The sequence below is a fragment of the Hymenobacter sp. BT188 genome (genome assembly GCF_014333585.1).
GTDB lineage: Bacteria > Bacteroidota > Bacteroidia > Cytophagales > Hymenobacteraceae > Hymenobacter.
Map to the genome: position 1 here is coordinate 613,697 of NZ_JACSCW010000001.1, position 26,970 is coordinate 640,666.

At 55.2% G+C, this 26,970-nt stretch carries 13 protein-coding genes; 3 read left to right on the top strand and 10 right to left on the bottom strand.

Features of this window, described 5'->3' with window-relative positions:
• Nucleotides 1–35: 35 nt before the first annotated feature.
• Entirely contained in the window at nucleotides 36–1,385 is a 1,350-nt protein-coding gene (locus tag H8B13_RS02415) for a putative sensor domain DACNV-containing protein (RefSeq protein WP_187309225.1), read from the bottom strand.
• 78 nt (nucleotides 1,386–1,463) lie between these two features.
• On the opposite strand from H8B13_RS02415, the gene H8B13_RS02420 reads away from it, so the two are divergent.
• Entirely contained in the window at nucleotides 1,464–4,217 is a 2,754-nt protein-coding gene (locus tag H8B13_RS02420; RefSeq protein ID WP_187309226.1) for a polynucleotide kinase-phosphatase, read from the top strand.
• Between the two features lie 126 nt (nucleotides 4,218–4,343).
• Nucleotides 4,344–4,928, top strand: a complete 585-nt coding sequence (locus tag H8B13_RS02425; RefSeq protein ID WP_187309227.1) for a transposase — start codon at nucleotides 4,344–4,346, stop codon at nucleotides 4,926–4,928.
• A 110-nt stretch (nucleotides 4,929–5,038) separates the two neighbouring features.
• Here the strand turns inward: H8B13_RS02425 and H8B13_RS02430 are convergent, their stop codons facing one another.
• The 3 genes from H8B13_RS02430 to H8B13_RS02440 form a co-directional block, all read right to left on the bottom strand.
• Complete coding sequence (locus H8B13_RS02430) at nucleotides 5,039–6,073, bottom strand: S41 family peptidase (protein WP_187309228.1); 1,035 nt, start codon at nucleotides 6,071–6,073, stop codon at nucleotides 5,039–5,041.
• A 210-nt stretch (nucleotides 6,074–6,283) separates the two neighbouring features.
• Nucleotides 6,284–7,321 (bottom strand): DUF4917 family protein, encoded by a 1,038-nt coding sequence (locus tag H8B13_RS02435; protein WP_187309229.1) that lies wholly within the window; start codon nucleotides 7,319–7,321, stop codon nucleotides 6,284–6,286.
• A 48-nt stretch (nucleotides 7,322–7,369) separates the two neighbouring features.
• On the bottom strand, nucleotides 7,370–9,088 hold the full coding sequence (locus H8B13_RS02440) for a M28 family metallopeptidase (protein WP_187309230.1): 1,719 nt from the start codon (nucleotides 9,086–9,088) through the stop codon (nucleotides 7,370–7,372).
• Between the two features lie 483 nt (nucleotides 9,089–9,571).
• Between H8B13_RS02440 and H8B13_RS02445 the strand changes: the two genes are divergently transcribed.
• Complete coding sequence (locus H8B13_RS02445) at nucleotides 9,572–15,568, top strand: carboxypeptidase-like regulatory domain-containing protein (protein WP_187309231.1); 5,997 nt, start codon at nucleotides 9,572–9,574, stop codon at nucleotides 15,566–15,568.
• 142 nt (nucleotides 15,569–15,710) lie between these two features.
• On the opposite strand, the gene H8B13_RS02450 is transcribed toward H8B13_RS02445, so the two are convergent.
• The 6 genes from H8B13_RS02450 to H8B13_RS02475 form a co-directional block, all read right to left on the bottom strand.
• Nucleotides 15,711–16,373, bottom strand: coding sequence for an alpha/beta hydrolase (locus tag H8B13_RS02450; RefSeq protein ID WP_187309232.1), 663 nt, complete (start codon nucleotides 16,371–16,373; stop codon nucleotides 15,711–15,713).
• Between the two features lie 2 nt (nucleotides 16,374–16,375).
• On the bottom strand, nucleotides 16,376–17,311 hold the full coding sequence (locus H8B13_RS02455) for a ring-cleaving dioxygenase (RefSeq protein ID WP_187309233.1): 936 nt from the start codon (nucleotides 17,309–17,311) through the stop codon (nucleotides 16,376–16,378).
• 315 nt (nucleotides 17,312–17,626) lie between these two features.
• Nucleotides 17,627–19,645, bottom strand: coding sequence for an RICIN domain-containing protein (locus H8B13_RS02460; RefSeq protein WP_187309234.1), 2,019 nt, complete (start codon nucleotides 19,643–19,645; stop codon nucleotides 17,627–17,629).
• Nucleotides 19,646–20,526: 881 nt separating this feature from the next.
• Complete coding sequence (locus H8B13_RS02465; RefSeq protein ID WP_187309235.1) at nucleotides 20,527–22,902, bottom strand: glycoside hydrolase family 127 protein; 2,376 nt, start codon at nucleotides 22,900–22,902, stop codon at nucleotides 20,527–20,529.
• 169 nt (nucleotides 22,903–23,071) lie between these two features.
• A complete protein-coding gene (locus H8B13_RS02470) occupies nucleotides 23,072–25,516 on the bottom strand; it encodes a TonB-dependent receptor (RefSeq protein ID WP_187309236.1) in 2,445 nt (814 codons plus the stop codon).
• 114 nt (nucleotides 25,517–25,630) lie between these two features.
• Nucleotides 25,631–26,962 carry an NAD(P)/FAD-dependent oxidoreductase gene (locus H8B13_RS02475; protein WP_187309237.1) on the bottom strand — a complete coding sequence of 444 codons (1,332 nt, stop codon included), beginning with the start codon at nucleotides 26,960–26,962 and terminating at the stop codon, nucleotides 25,631–25,633.
• Nucleotides 26,963–26,970 lie beyond the last annotated feature (8 nt).

Sequence of the window (26,970 nt, forward strand, 5' to 3'; positions counted from 1 at the left end):
AAGACTCATATAGATAGAGCGTAAAGCTCTTTATATCATTCTTTAATATTAATATTTAATGGCTTGCTGATTTTATCACTTTTAATAAATTGCTGCACTTTAATATTTTCCCACATCACCAATTTATCCTCTACCCGGGTAATTGCCCGAATATCACCGTCCTGAGAAACGACAAAGCCTAAACTGCCTTTATTACTCCAACAATAAGAAAACATGGAGTTGTGCCGGGTTCCAAATTGATTAGGGCTAATTGGCGTTACTTTACTGTCGCACACCGTTGCACTTTTAGCTACATATATATACTCCGGCAGCGGCTTGGAGCGAATGACCGTACCAAATCCCCTTACTTTTAAGTCGGTGGTAAGCACAACCAGACCATCGATACAGGAAAGAGAGGAGATAAATCGGATGGCGCCCTTTATTTCGTCGCTCGTTTCTTTTTTTTGCGCTTCCGATACGTTTTCGCTCACATATAAGGATACAGGAACCAAATTTTTCTCGTCTTTTGAGAATTCAGCCGCTATAGCATTGGCGTACTTGTAATGCGCAATATTAAGCTGTATATAATTTATAATAGCCCTAAACAATCGGTCGTAAGATAGCTCGTGTTTTACATTTAAACCCGCTTTCTGATACGGAGTTATCAAAAAAGCCCCCCCGTTATGATAGCTCTGAGTTTTGAGAAGTATGCGCGATAATGATTGAATAATGGAAGTTTCTATGTATTCGTGCCAATCTCTGGGATTCTCGTCCTTATATTGTTTTTTAATATAATTTGTTATTTCTTTTTTATACGGTTCAGAGTATAATTTTAGTATTTTATTTACGGTACCTCTTCTGAAAACATCGACATAATTACTGATTAACGTGTTTTGCTTTAAGGTTGCAATCAACTCATAATCGAGCATTACATAAATGCTCCCAATGTCGGATATGGTAGTCTGGAAAAGTCCGGGTTGTTCGGAGCCGGAATCAGTTTCGTAGTTGAGAAAATCCTGGTAGTGAACCGCCTGATCAATCATTCCCCAGATAAAAAGCTCATCATTGGAGTCGTAGTAAACGGCCAGCGACGAGCTCCATGGGTCGGCTGCTTTCGATAGCTTCACGATGTTCTTGACGGTGAAGGGAATGCGTTTGCGGAAGTGGATATAATTCCAGCGGTCGGCCACAATGCGCTCCGGCGGGCTAGGGTCGGGGTCAGCGGGATCGATGAAGGTGACCGTAACCTTAATCAGCTGGCCTTCTTCCGTTTTGAGGCTGGTAAAAAACAGGTTCTCGAACAGATGATGTAATATGCTCTCGCTGGGCTGCGGATAGTTCGTCTTTGTTAGCTTTTTGTAAACCAGCCTGGCTAAGTCGTGATAAGTGGAGTTCGTATGTGCCATCGTATCGTGCCGAATAAGCTAGAAACCCGTTAAGGTTGCCAAGAAAGCTATTCCTAAATATACGCCTGCTTTGCTCTTATGGCTCTGACTACCTTAAAACTTCCCGAACTCTCGCTGGTGCTGCTGATGGGCACGTCGGGGGCGGGGAAGAGTACGTTTGCCCGTCGGTTATTTAAAGACACTGAAATTGTGTCTTCTGACTACTGCCGGGCCCTGATTGCCGACGATGAAAACGACCAATCGGCCACGCCTGATGCGTTTGCCCTGCTTCAATATTTGGTAGGTGTGCGCCTCAAGCGCGGCCTGCTCACGGTAGTAGATGCCACCAACGTGCAGCCTGAAGCCCGCAAAGTGCTCGTGCAGCTGGCCCGCGACTACCACGTCTTGCCCACCGTCATCATCCTCGACGTGCCCGACCGCTTAGCCGAGGACCGCAACCAAACGCGCCCCGAACGCCGCCACATGCCCCGGCACGTGGTGCCCCAGCAGCGCCAACAACTGCGCCGCAGCCTCAAAACCCTCAAACAGGAGGGATTTCGCCACATTTATCACCTGCACGGTGCTGAGGAAATCGACGCGGTGCGGACCATCGTGCGCGACCCCCTCTACAGCAACCGCAAGCACGAAACTGGTCCTTTCGACATTATCGGCGACGTGCACGGCTGCTACGACGAACTGGTGCAGTTGCTTGATAAGTTGGGCTATACAGTAGAAGCGGAGCCGGTGGTGGATGTGCGCGATTTAGGCGTACGCGTGACGCGCCGCATTGAGGCGACAGGCGGTAGAGACGCAATATCTTGCGTCTCGTCGTTGAACGACCCCGCGCAGAATGATCCCAACCAAAGCATTCAACCAAACAACGTCAGCAACGACGAGACGCAAGATATTGCGTCTCTACCACTTATCGGAGCTGAACGCCGCGTCATTTTCCTCGGCGACCTAGTTGACCGCGGCCCTGCCTCGCCGCAAGTACTGCGCTTAGTCATGCGCATGGTGCAGGACGGGCTGGCCCTGTGCGTGCCCGGCAACCATGATATCAAGCTGCTGCGCCATCTGGGGGGCAAAAGTGTGAACGTGCAGCACGGTTTCGCCGAAACGCTGGAGCAACTGGCGGCCGAGTCGGATACGTTTAAAAATCAGGTGCGGCAGTTTCTGGATGGGCTTGTGAGCCACTATGTGCTGGATGGCGGCCGCCTGGTGGTGGCCCACGCCGGCATGCGCGAGGAAATGCAGGGCCGCGGCTCAGGTGCCGTGCGGGCGTTTGCGTTGTTTGGCGAAACGACCGGCGAGATTGACGAATTTGGCTTGCCCGTGCGCTACAATTGGGCCTCCGAGTATCGGGGCCGCGCCATGGTAGTGTACGGTCACACGCCCGTGCCTGAGGCGGAGTGGTTAAATAACACCATCGATATTGATACCGGCTGCGTGTTTGGCGGTCAGCTCACGGCCCTACGCTACCCCGAGCGGGAGCTAATAGCCGTGCCCGCCGCCCGCGTGTACTGTGAGCCAGTGCGCCCGCTGAATTACCGCGCTCTGCAACTGCTAGAGGCCACCCAAACCGACCTCTCCGCCCAACAGCAGCACGACGACTTGCTGGACATCCGCGACGTGACGGGCAAGCAAATTATTCGGCCGCGCCTGCTGCCTTCGGTTACCATCCGGGAGGAAAACGCCGTGGCCGCCCTGGAGGTGATGAGCCGCTTTGCCCTTAACCCCAAGTGGCTGCTGTATTTGCCCCCCACCATGTCGCCCACCGAAACCTCGCCGCTGCCCGACCTGCTGGAGCACCCCGCCGAGGTCTTCGACTACTTCCGCCGCCAAGGCGTGGAGCGTGTAGTGTGCGAGGAAAAGCACATGGGCAGCCGCGTAGTGGTGGTGCTGGCCCGCGACGAAGACGCCGCGCGTCGCCATTTCGGGGTGGTAGGCGAGGGGCCAGGCAAATGCTACACCCGCACCGGCCGCAACTTCTTCACCGACCCCGCCCTGGAAGCCGCCTTCCTCACCCGCCTGCAAGCGGCCTTGCTGGGGGGCAATTTTTGGGAGAAATTCCAAACCGACTGGCTTTGCCTCGATGCCGAGCTGCTGCCGTGGTCGGCCAAGGCCCAAGAGCTGATCAAGAACCAATACGCCGCCGTAGCCGCTGCCGCCAGCGCCGCCCTGCCCCTGGCCGAAGCCACACTGGCCCAAGCCGCCAGCCGCGGCCTCGACGGCGTGGAAGCCCTGCTGGCTCGCACCTCGGCCCGCCACACTGCCGCCACCCATTACGCCGAGGCCTACCGCCGCTACTGCTGGCCGGTAGAAAGCCTCGACGATTTGCGCCTGGCGCCCTTTCACCTGCTGGCCACCGAGGGCCGCACCTACTTCGATAAAGACCACGCCTGGCACATGGAAACCCTGCGCGCCCTTAGCCTCCAGGACCCCGGCCTGCTCCGTGCCACCACCTACCACGTCGTAAATCTGCAAGACCCCGCCGCTGTGGAAGCCGCCACCCAGTGGTGGACCGACCTCACCGATGCCGGGGGTGAAGGCATGGTAGTAAAGCCCTACGACTTCATCCCCGCCACCAAAAAAGGCCTCGTCCAGCCCGCCCTCAAATGCCGCGGCCGCGAGTACCTGCGCATCATCTACGGCCCCGACTACCTGCTGCCCGGCAACCTGGAGCGCCTGAAGGAGCGGGCCGTAAAAGCCAAGCGCAACCTAGCCCTGCGGGAATTTGCCCTCGGCGTGGAAAGCCTGGAACGCTTCGTGGCCGGCGCTCCGCTGCGGGAGGTGCACCAATGCGTATTCGGTGTGCTTGCCCTGGAAAGCGAAGCGGTAGATCCGCGTTTGTAATCCAGCACGATTGTAGAGACGCGACACTTCGCGTCTCCTCGTTGCGCGACCTAATAAAAGAAAGCAGTTGTGTTAACGTCAGCAACGAGGAGACGCGAAGTGTCGCGTCTCTACAATCTTATTTTAATGAATGATTCTCGTTATCAGGACACATATCGCGTAGCTTCTACTCGCTTGCCAGGCTATGATTATGGGCAGAGTGGCATCTATTTCATCACCATCTGTACAAAAAACCGACAACCATATTTTGGTGCAATCAAAGTACCCAACGGGAATTGGGATGCTGCTTTTTTGCGCACCTCCGTATTAGGTGAGAAAGCTACTGAGTACTGGAACACCATTCCTGAGTTTGCGCCATTTGTACGTCTGGACGCGTTTATCATGATGCCTGATCACCTACACGGTGTATTGCTTTTCGACAAGGATGAGCCAAGCATCTCGAGCGGAGAGACGCGAAGTGTCGCGTCTCTACAAGCATACGATAATCAATTTGGCCCCCAGTCTAAGAATTTGGCATCCGTGCTACGCGGGTTTAAATCAGCCGTAACTATGTACGCTCGTTACCATAGTATAGAATTTCACTGGCAGTCCCGCTTTCACGATCGGGTGGTGCGAAACCAGCACGAACTAGAGCGAATCCGTCATTACATCAGTACTAACCCAACACGCTGGGAGGCTGAATACGATAATGGAGAAGGCCTTTACCGCTGAACGCTGTAGAGACGCGACACTTCGCGTCTCCTCGTTGTGGAAGTTGTTTAGTTGACACACAGCCGTTCGTTCAACGAGGAGACGCGAAGTGTCGCGTCTCTACAATTATTCTAGCGGCCTTTCTTCAGCCACTTCAGCGCCGCGGCTACTTTAGCGTCTTGGCGAAGGTCGGTGAAGTTATCGCCGCCGGTGATGAGCACGTCGGGGGTGAGGCTGGTTTTGTAGGTGGTTTTGTTGCGGTCGGTTTCCAGCAGGCCGGCGATGGTAAGGTAAGAGGAGCCGCTGATGCGGTAGCTTTCGTTGGCGGTGGTGGCGCCGTAAGTGGGCTCGCCGAAGAAGCGGGTGGCGGGCCGACCTTTTAGGCTGATGGCTACAATCTCGCCGGAGCTGGCGGTCATGCCGCTGAGCAGCACGGCAATGGGCTTATCGGTGCGCTTGACGGGGCAGCGGTCCTGGAGCGTAGTTACCTGCAACGTATCCATGTAGAAGTTGCCTTGCTTGAGGTACCACTGCTGGTCGGGCTTGCCGTCTTTGTCCACAAAGCCCCCCAGGTGACCGTCGCCGAGCAGGGGTGCGATGCCGGCCAGCATGGGTGCCATGGCCCCGCCGTCGTTTAGGCGTAAATCAACGATCCAGGCCCTTACCTTATCGGAGTTGATGCGGCAGAGCGAATCCTGCACCACCTTAGCCGCGTCGCGCATGGCTTGCAGACTGCCCCCCGCGTTGATGCCCGGCAACTGAATATAGCCGACGTTGTTGGGGAGCATTTTGACCAGAATACCGGGCTTTTTCGCCAGGGCTTCCTTCACGACAGTATTGATGTAGGCCGGGCGGGCGGTGTTGCGCCACTTATAGGTTTTACCCTTGTAGGTCAGCCAGCCGTGGTCGTCCTTGAGCTGCTCAAACACATACGGGTAAATCGGCAGCAGCTCCCGCACCGACTGGGCGCCCTGCGCTTTCTGGTACACCGTCTGCCGCAGCTGGGGCCAATCGACGGTGCTGCGTTCGAGCGAATAGGTTTCCAGCAGCGTCAGACTCTTGTCGAGAAAGGTTTGAATGGAATCGGGGAGCGGAGCCGGCGCGGTTTGGCAGTGGGCCGCGTGGGTAGCAGCCGTGAGGAGCATCAGTAGCCAGAGTTTCTTCATGCAGCTAAGATGCGGGTTGCGGCTGGAGGGTTGTTTGGGGGGGCGACATACTTTGCTCAGTAACCTAAGAGCCAGCGAATGACGGTAGCTCTTTTAGGACAATTAGCCTGTCGAATGGCAACATACTGCATGTTGAAGGCAGTTTCACAGTCAAAACAAACGTTTTTGTAGCCCATAATGATGTCAGTGAGTAGCTTAAGTAAGATGTAATCAAAATGACCTTAAACTGTGAAATAGAGTTTCGGAATCATAGACGACCACATCTTTATTTGTAAATGTATTTCGGAAAAAGGAACTCTCTTTTTCTAGCTCTTCTAAAGTCTTATCGCCTTTATATATACTAATGGCTACTTGTTTAGCGTGGCTTTTGTTTGCAAAATTGACGATATGTTTGTCAGGCTCACTAAAAGAGAATCCGTAAAATGTAATGTTTCTGAATGATGTTTGAAGTTTACTTGCACAAAAACTCAAATATGAATTATTATTTATAGTAGAAAGTTTGTCGTTTGCATGACCCTCAGCAACAAAAATAGGGAAGTTATTATTCTCTATTTCTCTTCTTATAAGTTGAATATATTCTAATCTTAGCTGTTCCAATCTTCTAAGCTTATAAGTAGAGCGCTGGTTTCTGTATACATAAAGAAACAATGCGCCATGCAGATAGTAAATACTTCGAGCTGAGCTATAAGGATTTGAGTTGGAAAACTTTAACTCAGTAGGGTTAGCGGCTTCATAGAAGTAATCTATGAATGGATCTTCTTGCTTCTTGTCCCGAAAATCAGATATAACTTGTAGTATACTTTTGTATAAAAATACATCATAATTAGTTGTGAAAATATCTGAAAAATCTAATAACTCATATCCTAGGCTTCTAAGCTGTGGATAGTAAATTTCGCTATGAGTAGGGTGGTTGTCCTGAACTGTTTTTATTAAGCCGTCTCTCAGCTCATCTCGCAAAGGCTCTATTTTATTAGAAATATTATTAATTATTTCATTTACTTTTTCTGTATTGTTTAATATCTGAATTATAAGCTCGAAATTATTAGTGTTAAAATCAGAAAACACCTTAAGTAGTTCTGAGCTTGCTGTTAATTTGAACTTATCGAACAGTGATTTATAAGAGAGTTTGTTGCAAAGGGAGATTGAGAATCCATTTCCTAGGAATAGGTTTGATTTATCAAATGCGTCAGAAATGGATTCCCATTGAAAAACAACAATTGCATTTAGCTCATCAATAGAGTGAGACATAAATTCTATATATGTTATTAATGAGGAGTATTCTACCTGATAGTCTATCTATTGTTTACTTATACTCTTATCCCGCGCGCCTTTAAACTCCGAATCCGCCTTCCACTGCGGAAACGTCGTTTCTCCGGCTAAGCGCTGACCTACGCGGAAGTACAGCTGCGCGTCTTGAGCGATGCCGGATAGGTCCCATTTGGGGTCGAACTGATCTGCGGGCTTGTGGTACATGTTGGTGGTGTAGTTCTGACGCTGCTCAGCGATGTACTCCTTGCCGCGGGTGCGGCTCTCGAAGCCTCCGCTGGCGTAGAGTGAGGGCACGCCCACGTGGGCGAAGCTGAAGTGGTCGGAGCGGTAGAACATGCCGGTTTCGGGCGTCTGGTCGGGGAGGATGTAGCGGTCCTGCTCCTTGGCGGCGGCGCGGGCGTACTCTTCCAGCTCCGATTGGCCGTAGCCGATGACGGTGAGGTCCTTCATCTTGCCGTAGGGCCAGAGCATGTCCATGTTCAGGTCGGCCACCGTTTTGTTGAGCGGAAACACCGGATGCTGCGCGTAGTAGGCCGAACCCAGCAGGCCCTGCTCTTCGCCCGTCACGGCCAGGAACACGATGCTGCGGGCGGGATTCTGGGGGGCTTTTTGGAAGGCTTCGGCAATGCTCAGCAGGGCGGCCAGGCCGGTGCCATCGTCCACGGCGCCGTTGTAGATGGAGTCGCCGGCAATGGCTTTGCCCACGCCAAAGTGGTCCCAGTGGGCCGAGTAGATAATGTACTCCTTGGGGCGAGTGGTGCCGGGTATCACCGCCAGCACGTTGCGGCTGGTCTGGCGGCGCAGCTTATTCTGGATGCTGGCCGTAACTGTAAGCGCATCGAGCGGACGGGCGCGGAAGCCTTTCTGGTTAGCGGCTGTGTAAAGCTGGTCGTAGTTCTGGCCGGCGGCCTGGAAGAGGCGCTTGGCCGCGTCGAGGGTGAGCCAGCCTTCGATGGCGCACTTATCGGCGCCTTTGTCGGCGGTTTGGGCGCGTAACTTGGGGCTGACGGCCCCACTCAGTACCACTGACCACGGGTAGGCCGCCGGCTTGGTGTCGTGCACGATGAGCACGCCCGTAGCGCCCTGCCGAGCGGCTTCCTCGTATTTGTAAGTCCAGCGGCCGTAGTAGGTCATGGCCTTGCCCTTAAACAAAGTGGTGTCGGGGCCCGCGTTGCCCGGGTCGTTTACCAGCACTACCACGGTCTTGCCTTTCACGTCGAGGCCCGCGTAATCGTCCCAGCCGTACTCGGGGGCTACCACGCCGTAGCCGGCAAATACCAGCGGCGAATTGGTAACGGCCACCTGGGGCTGCTCGCGCTGGGTGAAGGCTACAAAATCGGTCTTGTATTGCAGATTCAGGCCTTTGCCTTTGCCTTTGATCTGCATGATCGGGGCCGGGGTGCCGGTTATTTCCACCAGCGGCACGGCCTGAAAGTAGCTGCCATCGGGGCCGGGCTTGAGGCCGAGCTGCTTGAATTGGTCAGCCAAATATTGGGTGCTGCGCTCCTCACCCACGGTAAACGGCTTGCGGCCCATCATCTCATCCGACGACACGGCTTGCAGATACTTGCTGATGCTGGCCGTGCTGATGGTATCAGTAGAAGCGGCTGCGGTATCGGTGGTGGCCGTAGCCGAAGCTTCGGGTTGAGAAGCCTCGGTAGTGTTGGAAGCGGGCTGCGACTGGCAGCCGACTAGCGCCAGGCCAAGCAGCCCAGCAACAGCAGAGAATCGAGTGATTGGTAGCATGAGAGGATGGCAGTTAAACCCCAAGGGCCAAATGACAGGTTTTGAGGGGGCTGACGAAAAAGGATTCGGTTTATCAATAGTAGCAGATATTCGCTTACGAATGCTACGCTCAGATTCTTCATCTTGCGGTCTATGCACGCTCGTATCCAAACCGCTCTCGCCCTACTCGAAGCTGCTCACAACATCCGCATCCGCGACGCCCGAGAGTTTCGCCGCATTTAGTTTTTGTAAGGCACACATCATATAAGCAAACTGCAGAGAGGCTGCTGATTCAGCTGCGGCGGGATTTTTACGCAGTAGAAAGCAAATAACAGAGTGGTCCTACGGCTGCTAAGTTGTAGGACTATTCTGTCTAAATAGATTATTACTAATATTTTTTCGTGGCAGCGTGTGGAAAAAAGCCCCCCAGGGCATCCTCCTCACGTCGGCCGGCGGATAGCTTGGGCTCGACCAGTTTTCTGGCCCTTCTAACCTGCCTCACCTATGCTCCGATGCCCACGCTTCGCCCTTGTATTGCTGTATTTGTTGAGCTGGCAGTCGGCCGCCGCTCAGCAGCGCCTGGCCCAGGGCCGGCAGCGCAGCTACTACACGAAAGTCTTCCGCCTCACTGATGCTCAGACGCTGCTGCTATATCAAAAAGGCTTGGCCGCTGCGAGAGCCAGCTTTTTCACTCAGCCTGTTGATTCGTTTCTGACTGACAGTCTCCGTCAGTGGCGCCGCCCGCTGCCGGTGGGCTACTACCTAGTGGCGCACACCGAGGGGCCGCGCCTCGTGTATTGGCTGCGCTCCGTCACCGACCGCGAGGTGCTCGTGTTGGATAATCAGGTGGATCTGGCCCTGGTGGTGCGCGATACTACGGGTCATTTGCTCGATGGGAAGGCGCGGGTGAGCATAAGCGGGCACGATGTGCCCTTTGATGCCGCTACGCAAAGCTTCCGCAAGGCGAGAGGCGGGCGCGGCGGTAATGTGGCCGTCACTCAGGGTGGGCGCACGACTTATCACCTTCTCAACCGGACGTTTCCTGCCAAAAACCAACCTACGGTTCGCAGCGTGGCTAATCGGGTGGTGTTCGGGTTTCCGCTGGGCTATCTCACGGGCCCCGTGCGAAACTTCGTGCGCAGCCTCCAGCACTTTAGCTACACGACCACGGGGCTGGTGGGCTTGGTGCGGTCGGTGTTTAGCGAAGACGTGCGCTATGAGCGCCAAGATCAGCACGAGCGGCGGCGGGAGCAGGCCTGGACGCACTACATGGTGTTCAGCAAGCCGCGCTATCGGGCCCAGGGCGACACGTTGCGGCTAAAGGCGCGGGTGCTACGCCGCGACGGTGGCTGGCCCAGCACCGCGCCGCTTACGCTGTGGCTCACCAATGCCAGTAAGGCAAAAAAGATAGCCGTGCTCCGCCCCGAGCGGCCCGGTTCCTACGTGTTTGAATTGCCGCTCACCGATACGCTGGGTCTGCAAAGCAGCCGCCCAGTGTACGTGCGCCTCGCCGACTCCCATGATGTGACCCTGGCCAGCAGCGAGTTTCAGCTGGAAGATTATGAGTTGAAAAACACCCGCTACACCCTGCGCGTAGCCGAAACCGAGCAGCGCCGGGGCACGCCCCAGGCTTTGTTTCTGCGCGGCACCGATGCCAATGAGTTGAATCTGCTCGATGCGCGGGTGCGGGTGGCGGTGGTGCCCACGGAGGTTACGCGCCTGGCCGCGCCCGTGGTATTTGTGCCCGACACGCTCTGGACGCACGCCCAGGCGCTCGACCCTATGGGCGAAACGCGCCTGAATTTGCCCCCCAGCCAACTGCCCGCCGCCGACTTGCGCTACCGCGTAGAAGCCACCTTTCTCAATTCTGACAACGAGCGCCACGCCGAACTGGCCGATGTCACCTACCACCTCGACTCCGACCAGCTGACCGTGCAGCTCCACAACGATTCGGTGCAGCTTCGCTTCCAGCAAGCCGGCAAAAATGCCCCCCAGCAGGCCACGCTGGAGATTTGGCCTCCAGATTCCGCTCTAAAGAAGCCCTTGTTTCGCGGTCCCGTGCAGCTACCGCTAGAGTTGCCCGTACTGCCCCAGGCCGCCCGCTACGTGCTGCGCGACGCTACCGGCCGCACCGCCGAGCTAAACCTGACGCCCGCCAACGCCGCCCTGGCCCTGCGCTCCGACCGCATCCACGACTCGATTTTTGTGGAGATGGAAAACCCGCATCGGCTGGCGTTTTGGTACTTTTTGTACAGGGGCAATGAACTGGTGCGCCGCGGCTACGGCCGGGAGCTAAAACTGGCCGAGCAGGCCAGCAGTCCGGAGCCGTGGTTTGCCTCGGTGCAGTACGAGTGGGGCGGGCAAATGCGCACCGAGGAATACAGCATGCCGCTGATTCAAAGTCAGTTGCAGGTGCGCGCCGAGCAGCCCGTTGTAGCCTACCCTGGCCAACGCATCCGCCTGACTTACCACGTCACCGACGCCGGCGGCGCGCCGGTGCCCCATGCCGACCTTACGTCCTACGCTTACACCAGCAAATTCCGGCAGCCTGAGGCTCCTGAGCTGCCCAGCTTTGAGCCGCCCACAGTCGGAAGGCGGGCCGGGCGGCGGTTTCGGATGGCGGAGCAGTTTGATAACAAACCCGAGCAAACCAGCCAGCAACCGCTCGATTGGGAGCAATGGCGCAGGCAGCTGGGGCTCGATTCGCTGGTGTTTTATCAGTTTTTATACCCGGAGTTTGGGGTGTTTGGCGAATACCGGTCCGCGCCCGGTGGCCTCACCCAGGTAGCGCCCTTCGTAGTCGATTCGGGGCGGGTGCAGCCGGCGGCGGCCGTGTATCTGGATGGCGTGCCGATCTACATCCGGGTCATCAATCACACGGAGCCCTACGCCCTAGTGGCCGACAGCGGCTACCATACCCTGGCCGTGCGCACCGCCACCCGCCTCATCACTTTACGCGGGGTGTATCTGCAACCGCTATACAAGCTTACCATCAGCCTCGATCTAAACCATTCGCGCCCCGATATGACGGTGGAAGAGCGCCCCATCACCTTTACCAACCTGGAGCAAGTTGAGCTGAATCGAAGATTATTGCCTGTGAGCGTTACGAATTTGCCCCCCGGCGAGCTGCCTACGCTCCGGCAGGGCACGCGCTTGCAGGTACTTACCTATCAGTATCGTTCTCAGCAGGACTATCGAAATCCGGTGTGGATGGGCGGGCCGTTTCGGGCCGATTCGGTGCTGTACCGGGAGGGGAGCGGGCTGCGGCAGAAGTTCCTATTTGAGCCCACCTACCGCTATGCCTTCGCGCCGGGCCTGCTCAAGCAAACCAGCATGGAGCCCTACCGCTTCGAGCGCCTCGCCCGCTACAGTGATGCCGACTCCATTCCTTTGCGCGGCTTTGCCTACACCGAAGCCGCCGTGCGCAAGCTGCAAGAGCCATTCAACTTACAGTCAACCAGCAACACCTGGACCTCCGTGCGCCTCGATGATACCGTGCGTACCCGCGTTGGTCAGGGCCGCCTGGTGCTTTGGGCGCCGCCCACTGAGGTAGATGCTCAGCCGCAAACATCAGCTCTTCCGGCCGTTTTATACACTGCAATTACCCAGCAAGGTCAGCCAAAATTCGGGTGTCTGTTGCGTGGACTAGCCCCGGTACAAGGCTTGAAACCCGGCAAATACCGCGTGGCCGTACTCCTGGCCGATAGCACCTGCCTGGTACCGGCCGATGTAGAGGTGCGGGCTGGCGGCACTACCTACGTGCAGCTTCAGCACACCCATCGGCAGCCAAAAGGAGCTGTTAGCCAGCGTATGCGTCGCTTTATTGAGTCGCGCACCATTCGTTCGACGGCGGCGAGCGAACATCCGGCCGTGCGCACGTACAAATTTCGGGAGGTATTGGCGGCGGAGCGGCGGGGGTGGCCGCTGGTGCGGGGGCGGGTACTGGATAAACTCTCGGACGAAGGCTTGCCGGGCGTTACGGTGCTGGTAAAAGGAACCAGTGTGGGGGTGTCTAGCAACGCCGACGGCAGCTTTGAGCTAAACATACCTTACGGCGGGACACTGGTTTTTTCCTTCATTGGCTACATCACGGTGGAGCGCGTGGTGATTGGGCGGGAACTGGAAATCAGCTTAAGCGCGGATACTAAGCAGCTTTCGGAGGTGGTGGTGACGGGTTATGCGGAAATGAAGCGCTCTAACCTGACATATGCAGTATCATCAGTTATTGCTGGTGCAAGTCCAGGCGTTAACATAGTCAGGGTCCGAGGCAACGCTAGCTTATCCATGACAAACCAACCGCTCTATATTGTGGATGGGCTGCCTTTCAATGGGCGGGTGGAAAACATCGATCCCGCCTCCATTCTTTCCACCACCGTACTCAAGGGCGCGCAAGCCGAGGCAATCTACGGCTCTAAAGCCGCGGGCGGAGTGGTTATTATCAAGACCAAAGCCGCCAAAACACCCCGTTCCTTAACTGACCCCATGGCCCCAGCCGACGCCGACAATGGCCAACCCGACGGCCGCGACCCGCGCCTGGCGTTACGCCGCCGCTTCTCCGACGTGGGCTGGTGGCGCCCCAACCTGCTCACCGACGCCCGCGGCCAAGCCACCACTGAAGTCACACTGCTCGACGACGTAACCGGCTGGGACACCTTCGTGCTGGGCTCCGACAACCACGGCCGCACCGGCAGCGCTACTACCACACTGCGCTCCTTCAAGGGCTTGATGAGCGAGCTGGCCGTGCCCCGTTTCCTGGTGGCCGGCGATAGGGCCCAGGTCTTGGGCAAAACCCTCAACTACCTCCCCGACACAGCCCAGGTCACGATAACTTTCCGCCTGGGCAATACCATAGCCTGCACCACGCATCATCAGGTGGTTACGTCCGCGCTGGATACGCTCACCGTCACGGCCCCCGCCGCCGACTCGCTGCAAGTCACGTTTAGTCTGCAAAAACCGGATGGCTACGCCGATGGTGAAGTGCGCACCGTGCCTGTGCTGCCCGCCGGCACCCGCGAGCGAGTTGGCACCTTCGCCGTGCTCACCGCCGCCGATACTACCTTGCAGCTCACCTTCGACCCCAAGCTGGGCGAAACCACCGTGCGCCTGGAAAGCGACCCACTGCCCCTGTTGCTCGACGAGATTCGTCACGTGCAGCAGTACGACTACCTCTGCAACGAGCAAGCCGCCTCCAAGCTCAAAGCGCTGTTGCTGGAGCAGCGCATCCGTGAGTTTCTGCACCAGCCTTTCACCCACGCCAAGGACGTAAATCAGCTGATTCGGCGGCTTCGGCAGGGGCAACAGAAGCCGGGCCTGTGGGGCACCTGGCCCACCGCGCCCATCAGCGCCTGGACTACGCTGCACGTGCTGGAAGCCCTGCTCGAAGCAGAAAAGCAAGGCTACAAGGTGCAGTTCGACCGCGACGAAGTACAAGTCTATCTGCTCAAACAACTGGATCTCAGCTTCGCCGAAAAACGAGATGCAGCCTTCGTGGGGGGCTTTTTTACGACTCCCGACGACCGCCTGCGTCTGCTACAGCTCCTGCACCGTCTGGGCATCCAAACCGATTACGCCACCTATATCACCCGCCTGGAGCGCGGCCGGCAGCAACTGGATACGTATCTGGCGCTCACCAATTTGCGCCAGGAGCTGAAGCTGCCCTACCAGCTGGATAGTCTGCGCCGCCACTGCTTTACCACCCAGCTTGGGGGCGTTTTTTATGAGGATACCCTGCGAACCAGCTCTTATTACCGTTATCTGCTGAATAGAAGGGTAGGAACTACTCTACTGGCATACCGCGTGCTGCGGGCCGCCGGTGGGGGAGGGGCGGAGCTGATGCGCATCCGCACGTTTCTGCTGAACCAGCGGCGCGTAGGGCACTGGGCTAGCACCTACGAGGCCGCTCAGATTCTCGAAACCATCGGCCCCGATCTATTTGAAGCCGGCCGGGCCACGGTGGCACGGGTGCAGCTCAGCGGCGGGCTCCAGCAGGAAGTGACGCAGTTTCCATTCGAGGCAAAAATGCCCCCCAGCGCCGGTTTACTCACGTTGCGCAAGGAGGGGTTGCTGCCCGTGTACGCTATCGCTTACCAAACCTTCTGGAATCCCCAGCCCCCCACCGTATCCGCGCCCTTCCGCGTGGCGACTACCCTAGCAGGGCAAACGGGCACGCAGGTCAAGCTCAGAGCTGGCCAGCCCGCCGAACTGCTGGTGACGGTAGATGTGGCCGCTGAGGCGCGCTATGTGCTGCTGGAAGTGCCTATTCCGGCCGGCTGCTCCTACGGCGACAACAAGCCGGGCAATTCTTTCGAGGTGCACCGCGAATATCTGCGCCACCAAACCGGTATCTTCATCGATGTGCTGTCCGTGGGCCGCCATACCTTCCGTATCGCGCTGCAACCGCGCTTTCGGGGCCGGTATACGCTCAATCCCGCCCGCGCCGAACTGATGTATTTTCCCACCCGTTTCGGGCGCGCGGCCAGTAAACAGGCCATAGTGGAGTAGCTCAGTAGCGATGCTATGGACAAGTCGTTTATGAGAATAAAACAAGAAAGGCCCCAGGTACTAATCCTGGGGCCTTTCTTGTTTTGATACTTTACTGTTTGCTGGTTATTGCGCAGTAAATCATGTTTATATAAAATAAAATTTACTCGGCATTACTAAAGTTCGACCGATACCAGCTAGCGGCCTGAACTACATCCTGAGGCGTAAGGTTGTGGCCGGCGGGCGCGTCGTAGCGCGTGAGCGCAAAGCCCCGATTGGTAAGCAGGCTCGCGTAGCGGTCGGTGGCGGCTGGGTCTACAGTCGGGTCGCGCTGGCCAGGGGCGAAGAATACGGGCACGGGATTCTGGGGGGCTTTTTGATCGTCGTTGTTTGCCTTAGGAGCGGCAGGTACTTCGCTCAACGGCTGCATGGGGCGTAGCAAGGCAGCGCCGGCCAACAGCTCAGGGTAGAGCAACAATACGCTGCCAATGAGATTGGCGCCGTTTGAATAGCCCAGTGCCACCAGGTTTTGTAGGTCAAACTCCTTCTGGGGGGCAATTTTGCGCAGGAATTCCACCAGCTCATGCGTCCGGAACCGAACGTCGTCCTCGTCGAACACGCCCATACCAAGGCGGCGAAAGAAGCGAGGCATACCATTTTCCAGCACGTTGCCGCGCACGCTCAGCACGTTGAAGTCTGAACCAAGTTGGCCGGCAATAGGCAGCAGATCCCGCTCGTCGCCGCCCGTACCGTGGAGCAGCAGCAAGGTTTGGGTACTCGGCTGCTCGGCAGGGCGGTAGATATAAGTAAGAGGCTGATAGTCCATAGTTAGCTGATAACGGGTAGCTGCGCTTCAATCTGGGCCCGGCGGCGTTCGTACTGGGGTGGCAGCAACAAGTGGGTGCCCAGTTCCGCCAACGGCTCGTCGATCATAAAGCCAGGATTGTCGGTAGCAATCTCAAACAAAACGCCCCCTGGCTCGCGGAAATAAAGCGAGTGAAAGTACTGCCGGTCAATCTGCTCCGTGATGTTGAGGCCGCGGGCCGCAATCTTTTCGCGGAAGCGCATTTCCGTCGCGTCATCGGGCACGCGGAAGGCAATGTGGTGCACCGAGCCGCCAGCCACGTGCCCACGGGCCTCACCGGGCGCTTCCACCAGATCGATGATGGCCGCGCCGGGCACGGCATCCGTAGCGAAGCGGTAGCGGTTCACGTGCTGCTCCACCAGCTTATAGCCAAATACGTCCGTCAGAATCTCGGCCGTGCCCTTGATGTTGGTCAACGTCAGGGTCACGTTATGAAAGCCCTTGGTCGCTACGGCGGCGCTTACCTCCGGCGTCGTCCAGGGCGTACGCGGATCGGCGTTTTTAGCGACGGTCAGCTCCAGTTTCAGGCCGTCCGGGTCGAGAAAGGTGAGGTAAGGCTCGCCGAATTTTTCGCTGGGCTTTTTGAACGTCACGTTGTGCTGCTCAAAGCGCTTCAGCCAGAAGTCAAAGCTACCCTCCGGCACTGAGTAGCCAATTTCGGTGGCCTGCCCGGTGCCGCGCCGGCCGGGTGTCATGTTTTGCCAGGGAAAAAACGTGAGTATGGTGCCCGCCGAGCCTACCTCATCGCCAAAGTAGAAGTGGTAGGTGCTGGGATCATCAAAGTTGACTGTCTTCTTCAAAAAGCGCAGTCCCATAACCTTAGCATAGAAGTCATAGTTGCGCTGCGCATTACTGGCAATGGCCGTGATGTGGTGTAGGCCAAGGATCTGATCCGACATAAAATGGGAGATTTAAGGGTGAATAGAAGCTAAACTGACAGAACTAGAAAAAATCTAGCGTTAAAGATAAAATCCTGAAACTTCTACTGATAAGCCTACGTAAAATTCATCAGTAGCGCCGCTTATGGGAGTCTGAGGCCTACAGAAAGAATAAAAGTGACAGTGAACCAGAGAAGTTATCAGAAGTAGAGCTAGCATTAGAAGTATAGTGCAGCACGGAAGCTAGATGGAATTATAAGGCAACAAAAAACCCCTCACTAGGAGGGGCTTTTGTAAGAAGAACTAAAATGGTAGGAAACGCAGGGAAGAGAGATACTACTTAACTTCTAAGCGCTGTGTGCTGATCTTTCCTTTCTCACCCACGCGCACCTGGTACAAACCATTGGCTAAGCTCTGGATATTCAGACGCTGGGCCAGTGCACCACGCTTCTCCAGAACCGTTTTGCCAGACTGAGCAACGATCTGAACGTAGTCGGTGCCAGTAGGCAGCATCACGTAATCAGCGGCTGGGTTAGGATAGATAGCAAGGTCATTCGTGGTTTTAGCAGTTGCAAAGCTGCTGGCGGCAGTCACATTGCTAGTGCTCACGGCGCTTAGAGTAGCGTTAGAGCTGATGCTTGAACCGTCACGGACTAATACCCAACGCTGAGCAGTTGAACCGTTATCATCCCACTGCTGCACTTTAGCGCCATTATGAGAGTTGTTGTTATCTACATCGAGCACTTTGTTGGTGCCTTTGTGCATGAGCTTGAAGCTGCCATCGCCGTTAGAGGTGATGATCCAACGCTGAGCACTAGAGCCATTATCATCCCATTGCTGCACTTTAGCGCCATTCTGGTCGCTGTTGTTATCTACGTCGAGCACTTGGCTAGTGCCCTTGTGCGTGAGCTTATACGTACCATCGCTCTGGAGCGTGATTACAAAACGCTGAGCGGTTGAACCATTGTCGTCCCAAATCTGCACTTTAGCACCAGCATTGTTGCTATTGTTATCTACGTCAAGCACTTTGTTGGAGCCTTTACCTACAAGCTTGTACGTGCCACCTGATACAATTTCGCTGCTGCCACCTGGAGTTGGTGCTGGTGCAGGAGCGGGGGTTGGGGAAGGTGTGGGGGCAGGCGAACCCGAAGTTGGGCCTATTACTACGCCATTGTTACGCAGCTTATTTTCCCATATTACGTACTCAGCTTTCTCTGTATCACGAGTAATTAGGAAAGGCAATTCTATGTTCAACGAGTAGTTGTGACGCTCGTTAGCATCGGGTAGGTACTGGTCATTACGCTGACGGTCACCGTTTGCGTTACGGTTAACATAGCCCACTGTGTTGTTGTAAGCTCTGTTATTTTGGAAGATGTCATTGCTGCCACCTGACTTCATGATGTAGATACCAACGTTGTTGCAGCGGATGTACGTGCCGTCGGCTAGGTAGCCCGAGTTGATGATCCGGTTGTTGTAAAACTCCATATCGTGACCAGCCGATACGCAGATACCCTGCGTGCCAGTGCTTACGATGTGATTATCGAAGGCCTTCATGAAGCCTGGAGATGCATTAAAGTCGCTGGTGTTACCATCGCCCATGTTGATGCCGCCCCCGCCGTAGTCAGTTTCAGAACCTGGATTTGCTGGGTATGCCCCCTGAATGTAGTTATTATGGATGAGAATGGGGCTGTCCGATGTACCGTTAGACAAGTAGAAATTGATATTTTCTTCAACTCGGCTCTTATAAGGCTCATTAATTACCTGGTTCCAGGCAATTTCTACACCTCTTACTTGACGTACGCTGTTAAACTGTACAAACTGTACACGTTCCATTCCACTATTGCGGAAACGGCCATCGATGTTGGTTACTTTATTATAAAGGATCTTTACTGTCTCGTCACCCGAGTGGTTACCTTGGTAGCCAGCCAAATAGATGCCCGACGTATGATCAATATAGTTATGCTCTACGCGAATGTTTCTGAAGTTGGTTGCATCGATAAAGCGGCCGTACCGTACGTTATCTTGGCTTGGCGTTAAGCCGTACCCGTTCGTGTTACGAACCGTTACATGGCTACCAGGCTGGTGAGCACGAATCAAAATGCCTCGGCTACGAATATTCGCATTTTCAATCACTACCGGCTCTGAAGTTTCAATACTTACAGCAGGTGTATTTGAGTCATTGCTCTCCCAGTTGCCGGAATAAGTACCGCCTCTGGTAATCCGTAAAGGACCTTGATAATCTTGGGCGATGCTGGTGTGGGCAGCGCCAGTTAGGAGTAAAAGCAGCCAGGAAAACAGTGTCCAATGAGATGTTACTCGGCGTGCTGGAGCAGGTGTAAGGTGTCGGATGTGCATTCGCAGAAAGGGTTGAAAGAATAAAAGTGAACAATCCAGAGTGAACAATACTGACCAGCTTAGGTGGGAGTCGACTGGTTTATAAGTGGCAATATTACTGGATAATGTCGAACCCGAAGCATTAGAACAAAAAGTTGCACATAGTGGAAACACCATAAACCTTACTGTGCAGCTAGGCAGGAAAAGCAACAAACGATGTAGTAAAAACGCCCCCCAGAGCATTTTAGAGGCGTTTTTACTATATTATGTAAAGTAGATCCTACTTCTTTATTACAAATAAACCGACTTAAAATGCCTCATTATTGCGCGAAGTGACATTATAAGGTTCACAGTATAGGTAATGGATTATATTGGAATACGGCGCGAAAAAATTGGACAGCAAATCTGGGAGAAAGATAATTTTAGTTAGAATGCTGCAACCGTAAAATTCGGCTGTCAGCGACTACACTTGTAAGGATTATATAGAGGCTGCAATGCCTGAACTCGGTGTTTACTGTCGAGGTTAGGTGAGGCCTAATTTTGGAGAGGAGCAAACTGGTTTAGCTATCACTTATTAATCTTATCGGCATGCATAATAAATGAACTTTACTAAGCTTGTATTTATATGTATTGTAAAAGTTATATTTAGCTTAATATTAATGGTGTTTATAAATGAGATATTATATATATATTTTATAAAATAGTAAGTATATACATGGGTCTGCAAGGGGGAACAGCATCTTGCGTCAATGTTTATTCTGACCTCTATTACCAAAGAAGCTTAGCTGAACAGTGGGTTATAGCTCACTGTTCAGCTAAGCTTCTTTAGCTGCAAATTCATTGCAGCCTGTAGTACATGAGCCGAGCAAGTTGGCTGTAATGTATTTCCCAGCTAGAATTGGTTAATCTGTTTTCAGTAAGCGTACGTAATACACGCCCCCTGCCGTAGACCCGTTATTCGCCTGGAATTTGACTGTAAGAACTTCCGGCGCAGAAGCCAGCACTTGAGCAGGGAGCTTATAGTCCACCTCAATGAATTTGTCGCCGCCGAGGCCTTGCAAAATTTCCTGCTTGAGCAGTTTGCCATTAACTAAGATCGAAAAGCGGCGGTTTTTGTCGGCTCCATAATAGGTAATGCGCAACGTGCTTGCCTTGCCGCCTTTGTTTTTGAGATTATAGCTAAACCAGCCTTTGGCCTGACGCCAATGCCGGTCCTTGAATACACCAGTGTCGGTTTGCTCACCCTTAAAGCCATGATCCGACTCAGGCTGCTGCTCGCCGGGCGCTACCTGATCGAGCGTACGCGCTTCTAGCGCCATCTTTTCCGCTTCTTTTAGTTGTAGGGCTTGTTTGCGAGCGACCAATTCAGTGGGCGTAGCCACGGGCCAGTAAATCATGTAGCGAGCATCGTGTATCCGGAAAAAGGGGATAAGCTCCACGTTCCGAAAGCGGTCAGAATCAATCAGTGAGGCGGCACTGAAGGTTAGGGGCTTGCCGGCCACGGGCTTTATTTCGGCTGCCAGGCTCTGCGGACTCGACGAAACCAGCACGGGGGCTTCATCAAGCGGGTAGGCGGGGCCGCTGGCAATATGGCCCATGCGGCTGCCATCCGCGAGCAAACCCGGCAAATCCGTGGTATCGGTAATGGCGGCCAGCACAATGGGGCCATGCACGAAGGATAACCACGGAGATTTATCCGGTAAAAACTCAGCTTTGGTTTCCATCGGCAAGGCCACGCTCACTACGTCGCCCGTCTTCCATTTGCGGTTGATGGTTAGATAGCCGGGGGTGGAGGTATCGTATTTCGCAGCGCGGCCATTCACGAATAGCTGGCGTGGGCCCGGCTTAAGCCAATTGGGTTGCCGGATGTGCAGAGCGAAACGCCGCGTTTTTTTAAGTTGTAGCTTCAGGCTCGACGTCTCAGCGTAGGGAAAGCGCGTGTCTTGGGTCAAAGTCAAGCCTGCCTCGGGCCAAGTGAGGCGGGAAGGAATAAAGAGGTTGACGAACAAGTCCTCCTTATTATGGGCATAAATCAGCTCGCCGTACTTGCCGTGGTTTTCCAGACCCGAGCCCACACAGCACCAGAAGCTTTCCTGGGGCTGGGAATACACGCGGTAATGTCGGGGCCGCATGGGCGTGAAGTACACGAAACCACCTTTCTCGGGGTGCTGAGAGGACAAAATATGGTTGTAGAGGGCCCGCTCGTAGTAATCTATATAAGGAGTAGACGCGCTGGTGAGATACAACTGCTTCGATAGCTTGAGCATGTTGTAGGTGTTGCAGGTTTCGGGGCCTTCCTTGCCTTCCAGCATGGCCGTGAAATCCTGAGCGGGGTGAAAGTGCTCGCTCACGCTGTTGCCGCCAATCGAGACGGTGCGGCGCTCCACTACCGTTTTCCAGAAGAAAGCCGCCGCTTTGCTCCAAGCCGTGTCGCCGGTAAGCTCCGCCACGCGCTCATAGCCTATCACCTTCGGAATCTGAGTGTTGGCGTGGAGGCTGTTCAACTCATCTTTGCCCCCCAGCAGCGGTTCCAATAGGGAGCGATGCGAAAACCGGTGGGCTAGGGTCAAATACTTTTTGTCGCCCGTAATTTCCGCTACGTCGGCCAGCACTTCGTTCATGCCGCCGTGCTCGCTGCGTAGCATATCCTGAATTTGGGCGTCGGTGAGCGAAGCGGTCAAGTCAACGGCCCAGCCGGCGAGCTGCACTAGCATGTCTTTGGCTTTAGCGTTGCCCGCAAACAGGTAGGCATCGCGCAGGCCAGCGTAAGTTTTATGGATGTTGTACCACGGCACCCATTTATCATTGAGCGAAAAGCTGCCGGCCTCGATTTTGCCGGCTTTCACCTGCTCCCACATTTTTTGCCCCCCAGGCGTCCCGCCGAGGTAGCCATTCCCGTTGCGTCGCTGACAAAGCGCCAGCTCATCAACCATATACGTGAGCCGTCGGCCAACCTCAGCGTTGCCGGTGGCCGCATACATATAGGCCAGGGCCGAAAGGTAGTGTCCGCCAATATGCCCATCCAGGCCCGTATTTTCCCAGTTGCCGTAGCTCGGGGCGCGAGGAGGGAGCCCCGCTTCGCGCAGATACGGAGCCAGCAGCCGATCGGGGTTGAGCGCCAGGATATATTGTAAGTCGGTTTGCTGCGCTGCTTGAAACGGACTTTCGGTAAGCTCTACGGTTGATAGCGGAAAGCTTTGCAGCGGCGGACGCGCTTGGCTTTGGCCTGCGGTAACGGCCACAAACAGCAGTCCTATAGTTAACCAGCTTGTTTTCATTGAATTGAGTTGAGAGAATAAAATTGCTTGCTACTCCGCTAACTCAGTTCGTGACGTTGCACTATACCTGAAGTCAGTGGCTAAATCTACACAATCGATTGTTATAGTACAGATCGAAATAAATTTGCCCCCCAGCGCATGAAAGAGGTATTGATTGGCTAGCTCAACCTTAGAATTCGAGAATAAAGCCGATGGTAGGTGTCAGGTTGGGGCTGTCGTCTTGCAGCAGGATGGGGAAGGCGTTGCTTCCATCGGGGCGGAGGGCCTGGCCGTCGGTGGTCAGGAAATCGGTATTGTCGGGGGTGCGCTGAAAGCTGTAGGTGGGCAGACTGGGCGTTTTTAGCAAGAAAGCGTTCTGCAGATCCAAGAACAGGTCGATGCTGGTGCGCCGCCAGTTGAATTTCTTGTCGAGGCGGAAGTCGAACTGCTGGAAGTTGGCCAGGCGCACCGTGTTCAGGCGCGAGTAGTCGAGCACACCCCGGCCCACGGCTAAGTAGCTGGCTTGGGAAGCGTCCAAATCAAAGGGTGTGTAGGGCGAGCCGCCCGCGAATCGGTATTTGAAGCCCATTTCCCAGCCCTTGCTAAACTTGCGCCCCAGCAGAGCAGAGGCCAGAAAGCGCGTATCCCAGGCCGACGGCTTATACTGCCCATCGGTGCCCGAAAACTCCGAGCGGAAGGCGGTAACCGAAGCCACCGCGAATACTTTGCGGGTGAGCTTCTGCTGGAAAAAAAGCTCCGCGCCATAGGCACGGCCCTCGCCGGTGCTTTGTACGGCTTCGTTGCCCAAGGCCGCAAAATCGCCCCCCAGGTTGGCCAGCGAGATGCCATCGCGCACCGAAACGGGGTAGTTGCTGTACTTTTTGTAAAAGCCTTCCAGCGTAAAACGTGAGGCCGCCGTGGGTAAAAACTCCAGGCCCGCTACGTAATGGTCGGAGCGGATGTAGCGGGCATTCTTGTTGACCAGCGTGCCGGCCTCATCCCGAAACCCCAAAATAGTGGAAGGCGGAATCTTATAGTAGCGTCCCACGGAGGCGTTGAGATTCCAGCGCTGGGCCAGGGCGTAGGAAGCCGATACGCGCGGCGAAAGCGTACGCAGCAAGTTGGCACCGCCCGTAGTAAAGGAGTTGCCATCGGTTCGCAGGCCCGCCGACAGCGTCAGCCGATCATCGGGGAGCAGCGTGCGGGTGAGCTGCCCAAACGCGCCAAAGCGGGCAAAGTCGATGGCCGTTTGGAAACGCACGTCCACCCGCGGCGACACAATTTGGCCTTGCGCATCGCGCACTTCGCGGCGCACCCGGCTGAAGAAGCGACTGTCATACTCTACGTATTGCCCCACGGCCCCATACGCGTACTGCCACCGGCCTTTTGCCTTATTGACATCGAGGCGCAGCTTGTTTTCCGTTTCGCCGGAGCGCGTGAGCAGCACCCGCCGCGACTCCTCGGTGGTGGTGCGGTCCTCAAATTGGTCGAGCTCATTGTCGAGCTGGGTGCGGCTCAAGGCTACGTTCAGGTAGCCATCGGGCAGGAGTTGGCGCAGCCCGAAGCCTACTGTATAGTTCCACTGGTCGATAGTAGGAGTGGAGCGCAGCGTGTACTCTTTATCGGGGCTGGATTTGCGGGGCACCGCCAGTTCGAAGTGGTCGATAGCGCCGAGCCCGAGCGCCGTAAGCGTGGTTTTGGGGGAAAGCTTGGTCGTTACTTTATACTGAAAGTCCCAGTAATTAGGCCGTATGGGCAGATCAATTGCTTTAAAGAGCAGTTGCAAGTAGGAGCGACGAGCCGAAGCCAGAAAGGTGGTGTTCTTGGCCAGCAGACCTTCCAGCGTGCCAGCTACTTCGGTGCCGCTCAGCCGCACATTGCCCTGCACGCGGTCGGGGTTGCCGTCACGCTGCCGGAACTGCAGCACCGACGACAAGGCGTTGTCGTAGCGGGCCTCAAACGCTGACGAGCTGAGAGTTACGTCCTCAATAAACGACACGTTCAGGATGCCCGTGGGGCCACCACCAGAGCCCTGAGTCTGGAAGTGGTTGATGACGGGCACCTCAATCCCATCGAGGTAATACACGTTTTCGTTGGGCGCGCCACCTCGGATGATAATGTCGTTGCGAAAGCCGGACGTGCCGCCCGTTCCGCCGCCACCCACGCCGGGCAGCGTCTGAATCACTTTTGAAATGTCAAAATTGCCCCCCGGATTGCTTTTTATCTCCTCTGTATTAATGCGCTGCACCGACAGCGGAGTTTCGGCCGTCGCCACCCGAATGGCGCGGCTACCTACTACCTGCACCTCCGATAGCTGCTGCGTGTTGCTGGTCAGCTCCAGGTTGATAATGGATGCGTTGCCGGAGGTAATTACTACGTTGGCTCGCAGCAGCATATCGTAGCCAATTATAGAGGCGCGCACGTTGTAGCTACCGACAGGAATATCGGTGAGGCGGTAGCGGCCTTCCGCATCCGAAGCGGCTCCTAGGGTAGTGCCTTCCAGTATAACGGTCACGCCGGGTAGGCTTTCCTGGGTTTTACGGTCGCGCACAGTACCCGTCAGCACTCCCGTCGATTGGGCTAGAGCGCGGAGGGTGGCCAGCAACAAAAGCAGGAAAGAATAGAATCTTAACATTACCAGCTAGTGAAGAGGTATTGGGTGAATGATCATACCAAACCCCCAGCTAGCCATGATGTTTGCGTGGTGGGCACCGCTGTGCTTACTACCACTCTGCCTCAATTTCTTTACTCACGTAATGGCTTTGTCCTGAGTGTCTTCCACTGGCGGAAGAACTTTGCGAGCACCTATAATGTAGCGCAAGCCTTTATCATAGCTAAAGTAGGTATACGCCCAGTTGAGCAGCACGATCAGGCGATTGCGGAAGCTGACCAGCGAGATAACGTATACCAATCCCCAAGCCAGCCAGGCAATAAAGCCCCCCAGACGCAAATCGCGGCCGAAAAGCTTGATGTCGGCTACGGCATGGTTGCGGCCGATGGTAGCCATGCTGCCTTTGTCGTCGTAGCGAAACGGCTGCATGGGTTCGTCCTTTAAGCGGCGCTCCAGGTTCTGCCCAAGCAAGCGTCCCTGCTGCAGGGCTGGCTGCGCCACCATCGGGTGGCCTTCGGGATAAAGCTCACTGCGCATGGCCGCAATGTCGCCGAGGGCAAAAATGTTGTCGTAACCCGCTACTTGGTTGACCTCATTGACTGCGTACCGATTGCCGGGCAGCAGACAGTCTTCGCGCAGCCCTTTAATAGGGCTCCCCGTAACGCCCGCCGCCCAGATAAGCGTGCGGGTAATGAGCTTCTCGCCGGTATTGAGGGTTACGGTATAGCCGTCATATGATTTTACGCGCCGATCCAGCCATACCTGTACCCCAAACTGCTTTAGATACTCCAGCGACTTCTGCGAAGCCTCCGCCGACATCCCTTTCAACAGAGCTGGACCGCTCTGTATCAGGTGAATATCCATTTCCTTGAAATTCAATTCCCGGTAATCGCGCGGAAATACGTGGGAGCGCAGTTCGCTCAGGGCGCCGGCAATTTCTACGCCGGTGGGGCCTCCGCCCACAATGACGAAGTCGAGCAGGCTATTGATTTTCTCCATGTCGCCAAGCTGCAAGGCTTGCTCGAAATTGGAGAGCACGGTATTGCGCAGCTCAATGGCATCGCCTACCGTTTTAAGCGTAATAGCGTGCCGCTGCATCTGCTCATCGCCGAAGAAGTTGGACGTGGCCCCGGTGGCCAGTACCAGGTAATCGTAGCGGATGCGGCCAATGGACGTTTCGAGCAAATGCTGTTCGGTATCAACACAGATTGCCTCGGCTAGGCGGAAGTAAAAGTTGTCCTGCCCATCCAGGATTTTGCGAAACGGCGACACAATGGAATCGGCCGCCAAGCTGGCCGTGGCTACTTGGTAGAGAAGGGGCTGGAAGGCGTGATAGTTCTGCTTATCAATAAGTACTACCTGCATCGGCGCATGGCGGAGCGCTCGCGCCAGCTCCAGCCCGCCAAAACCGCCCCCCACAATTACCACCCGCGGCTGATTGATATCTTCTATTTTAGCTAGGGTTTCCATAGGCATAA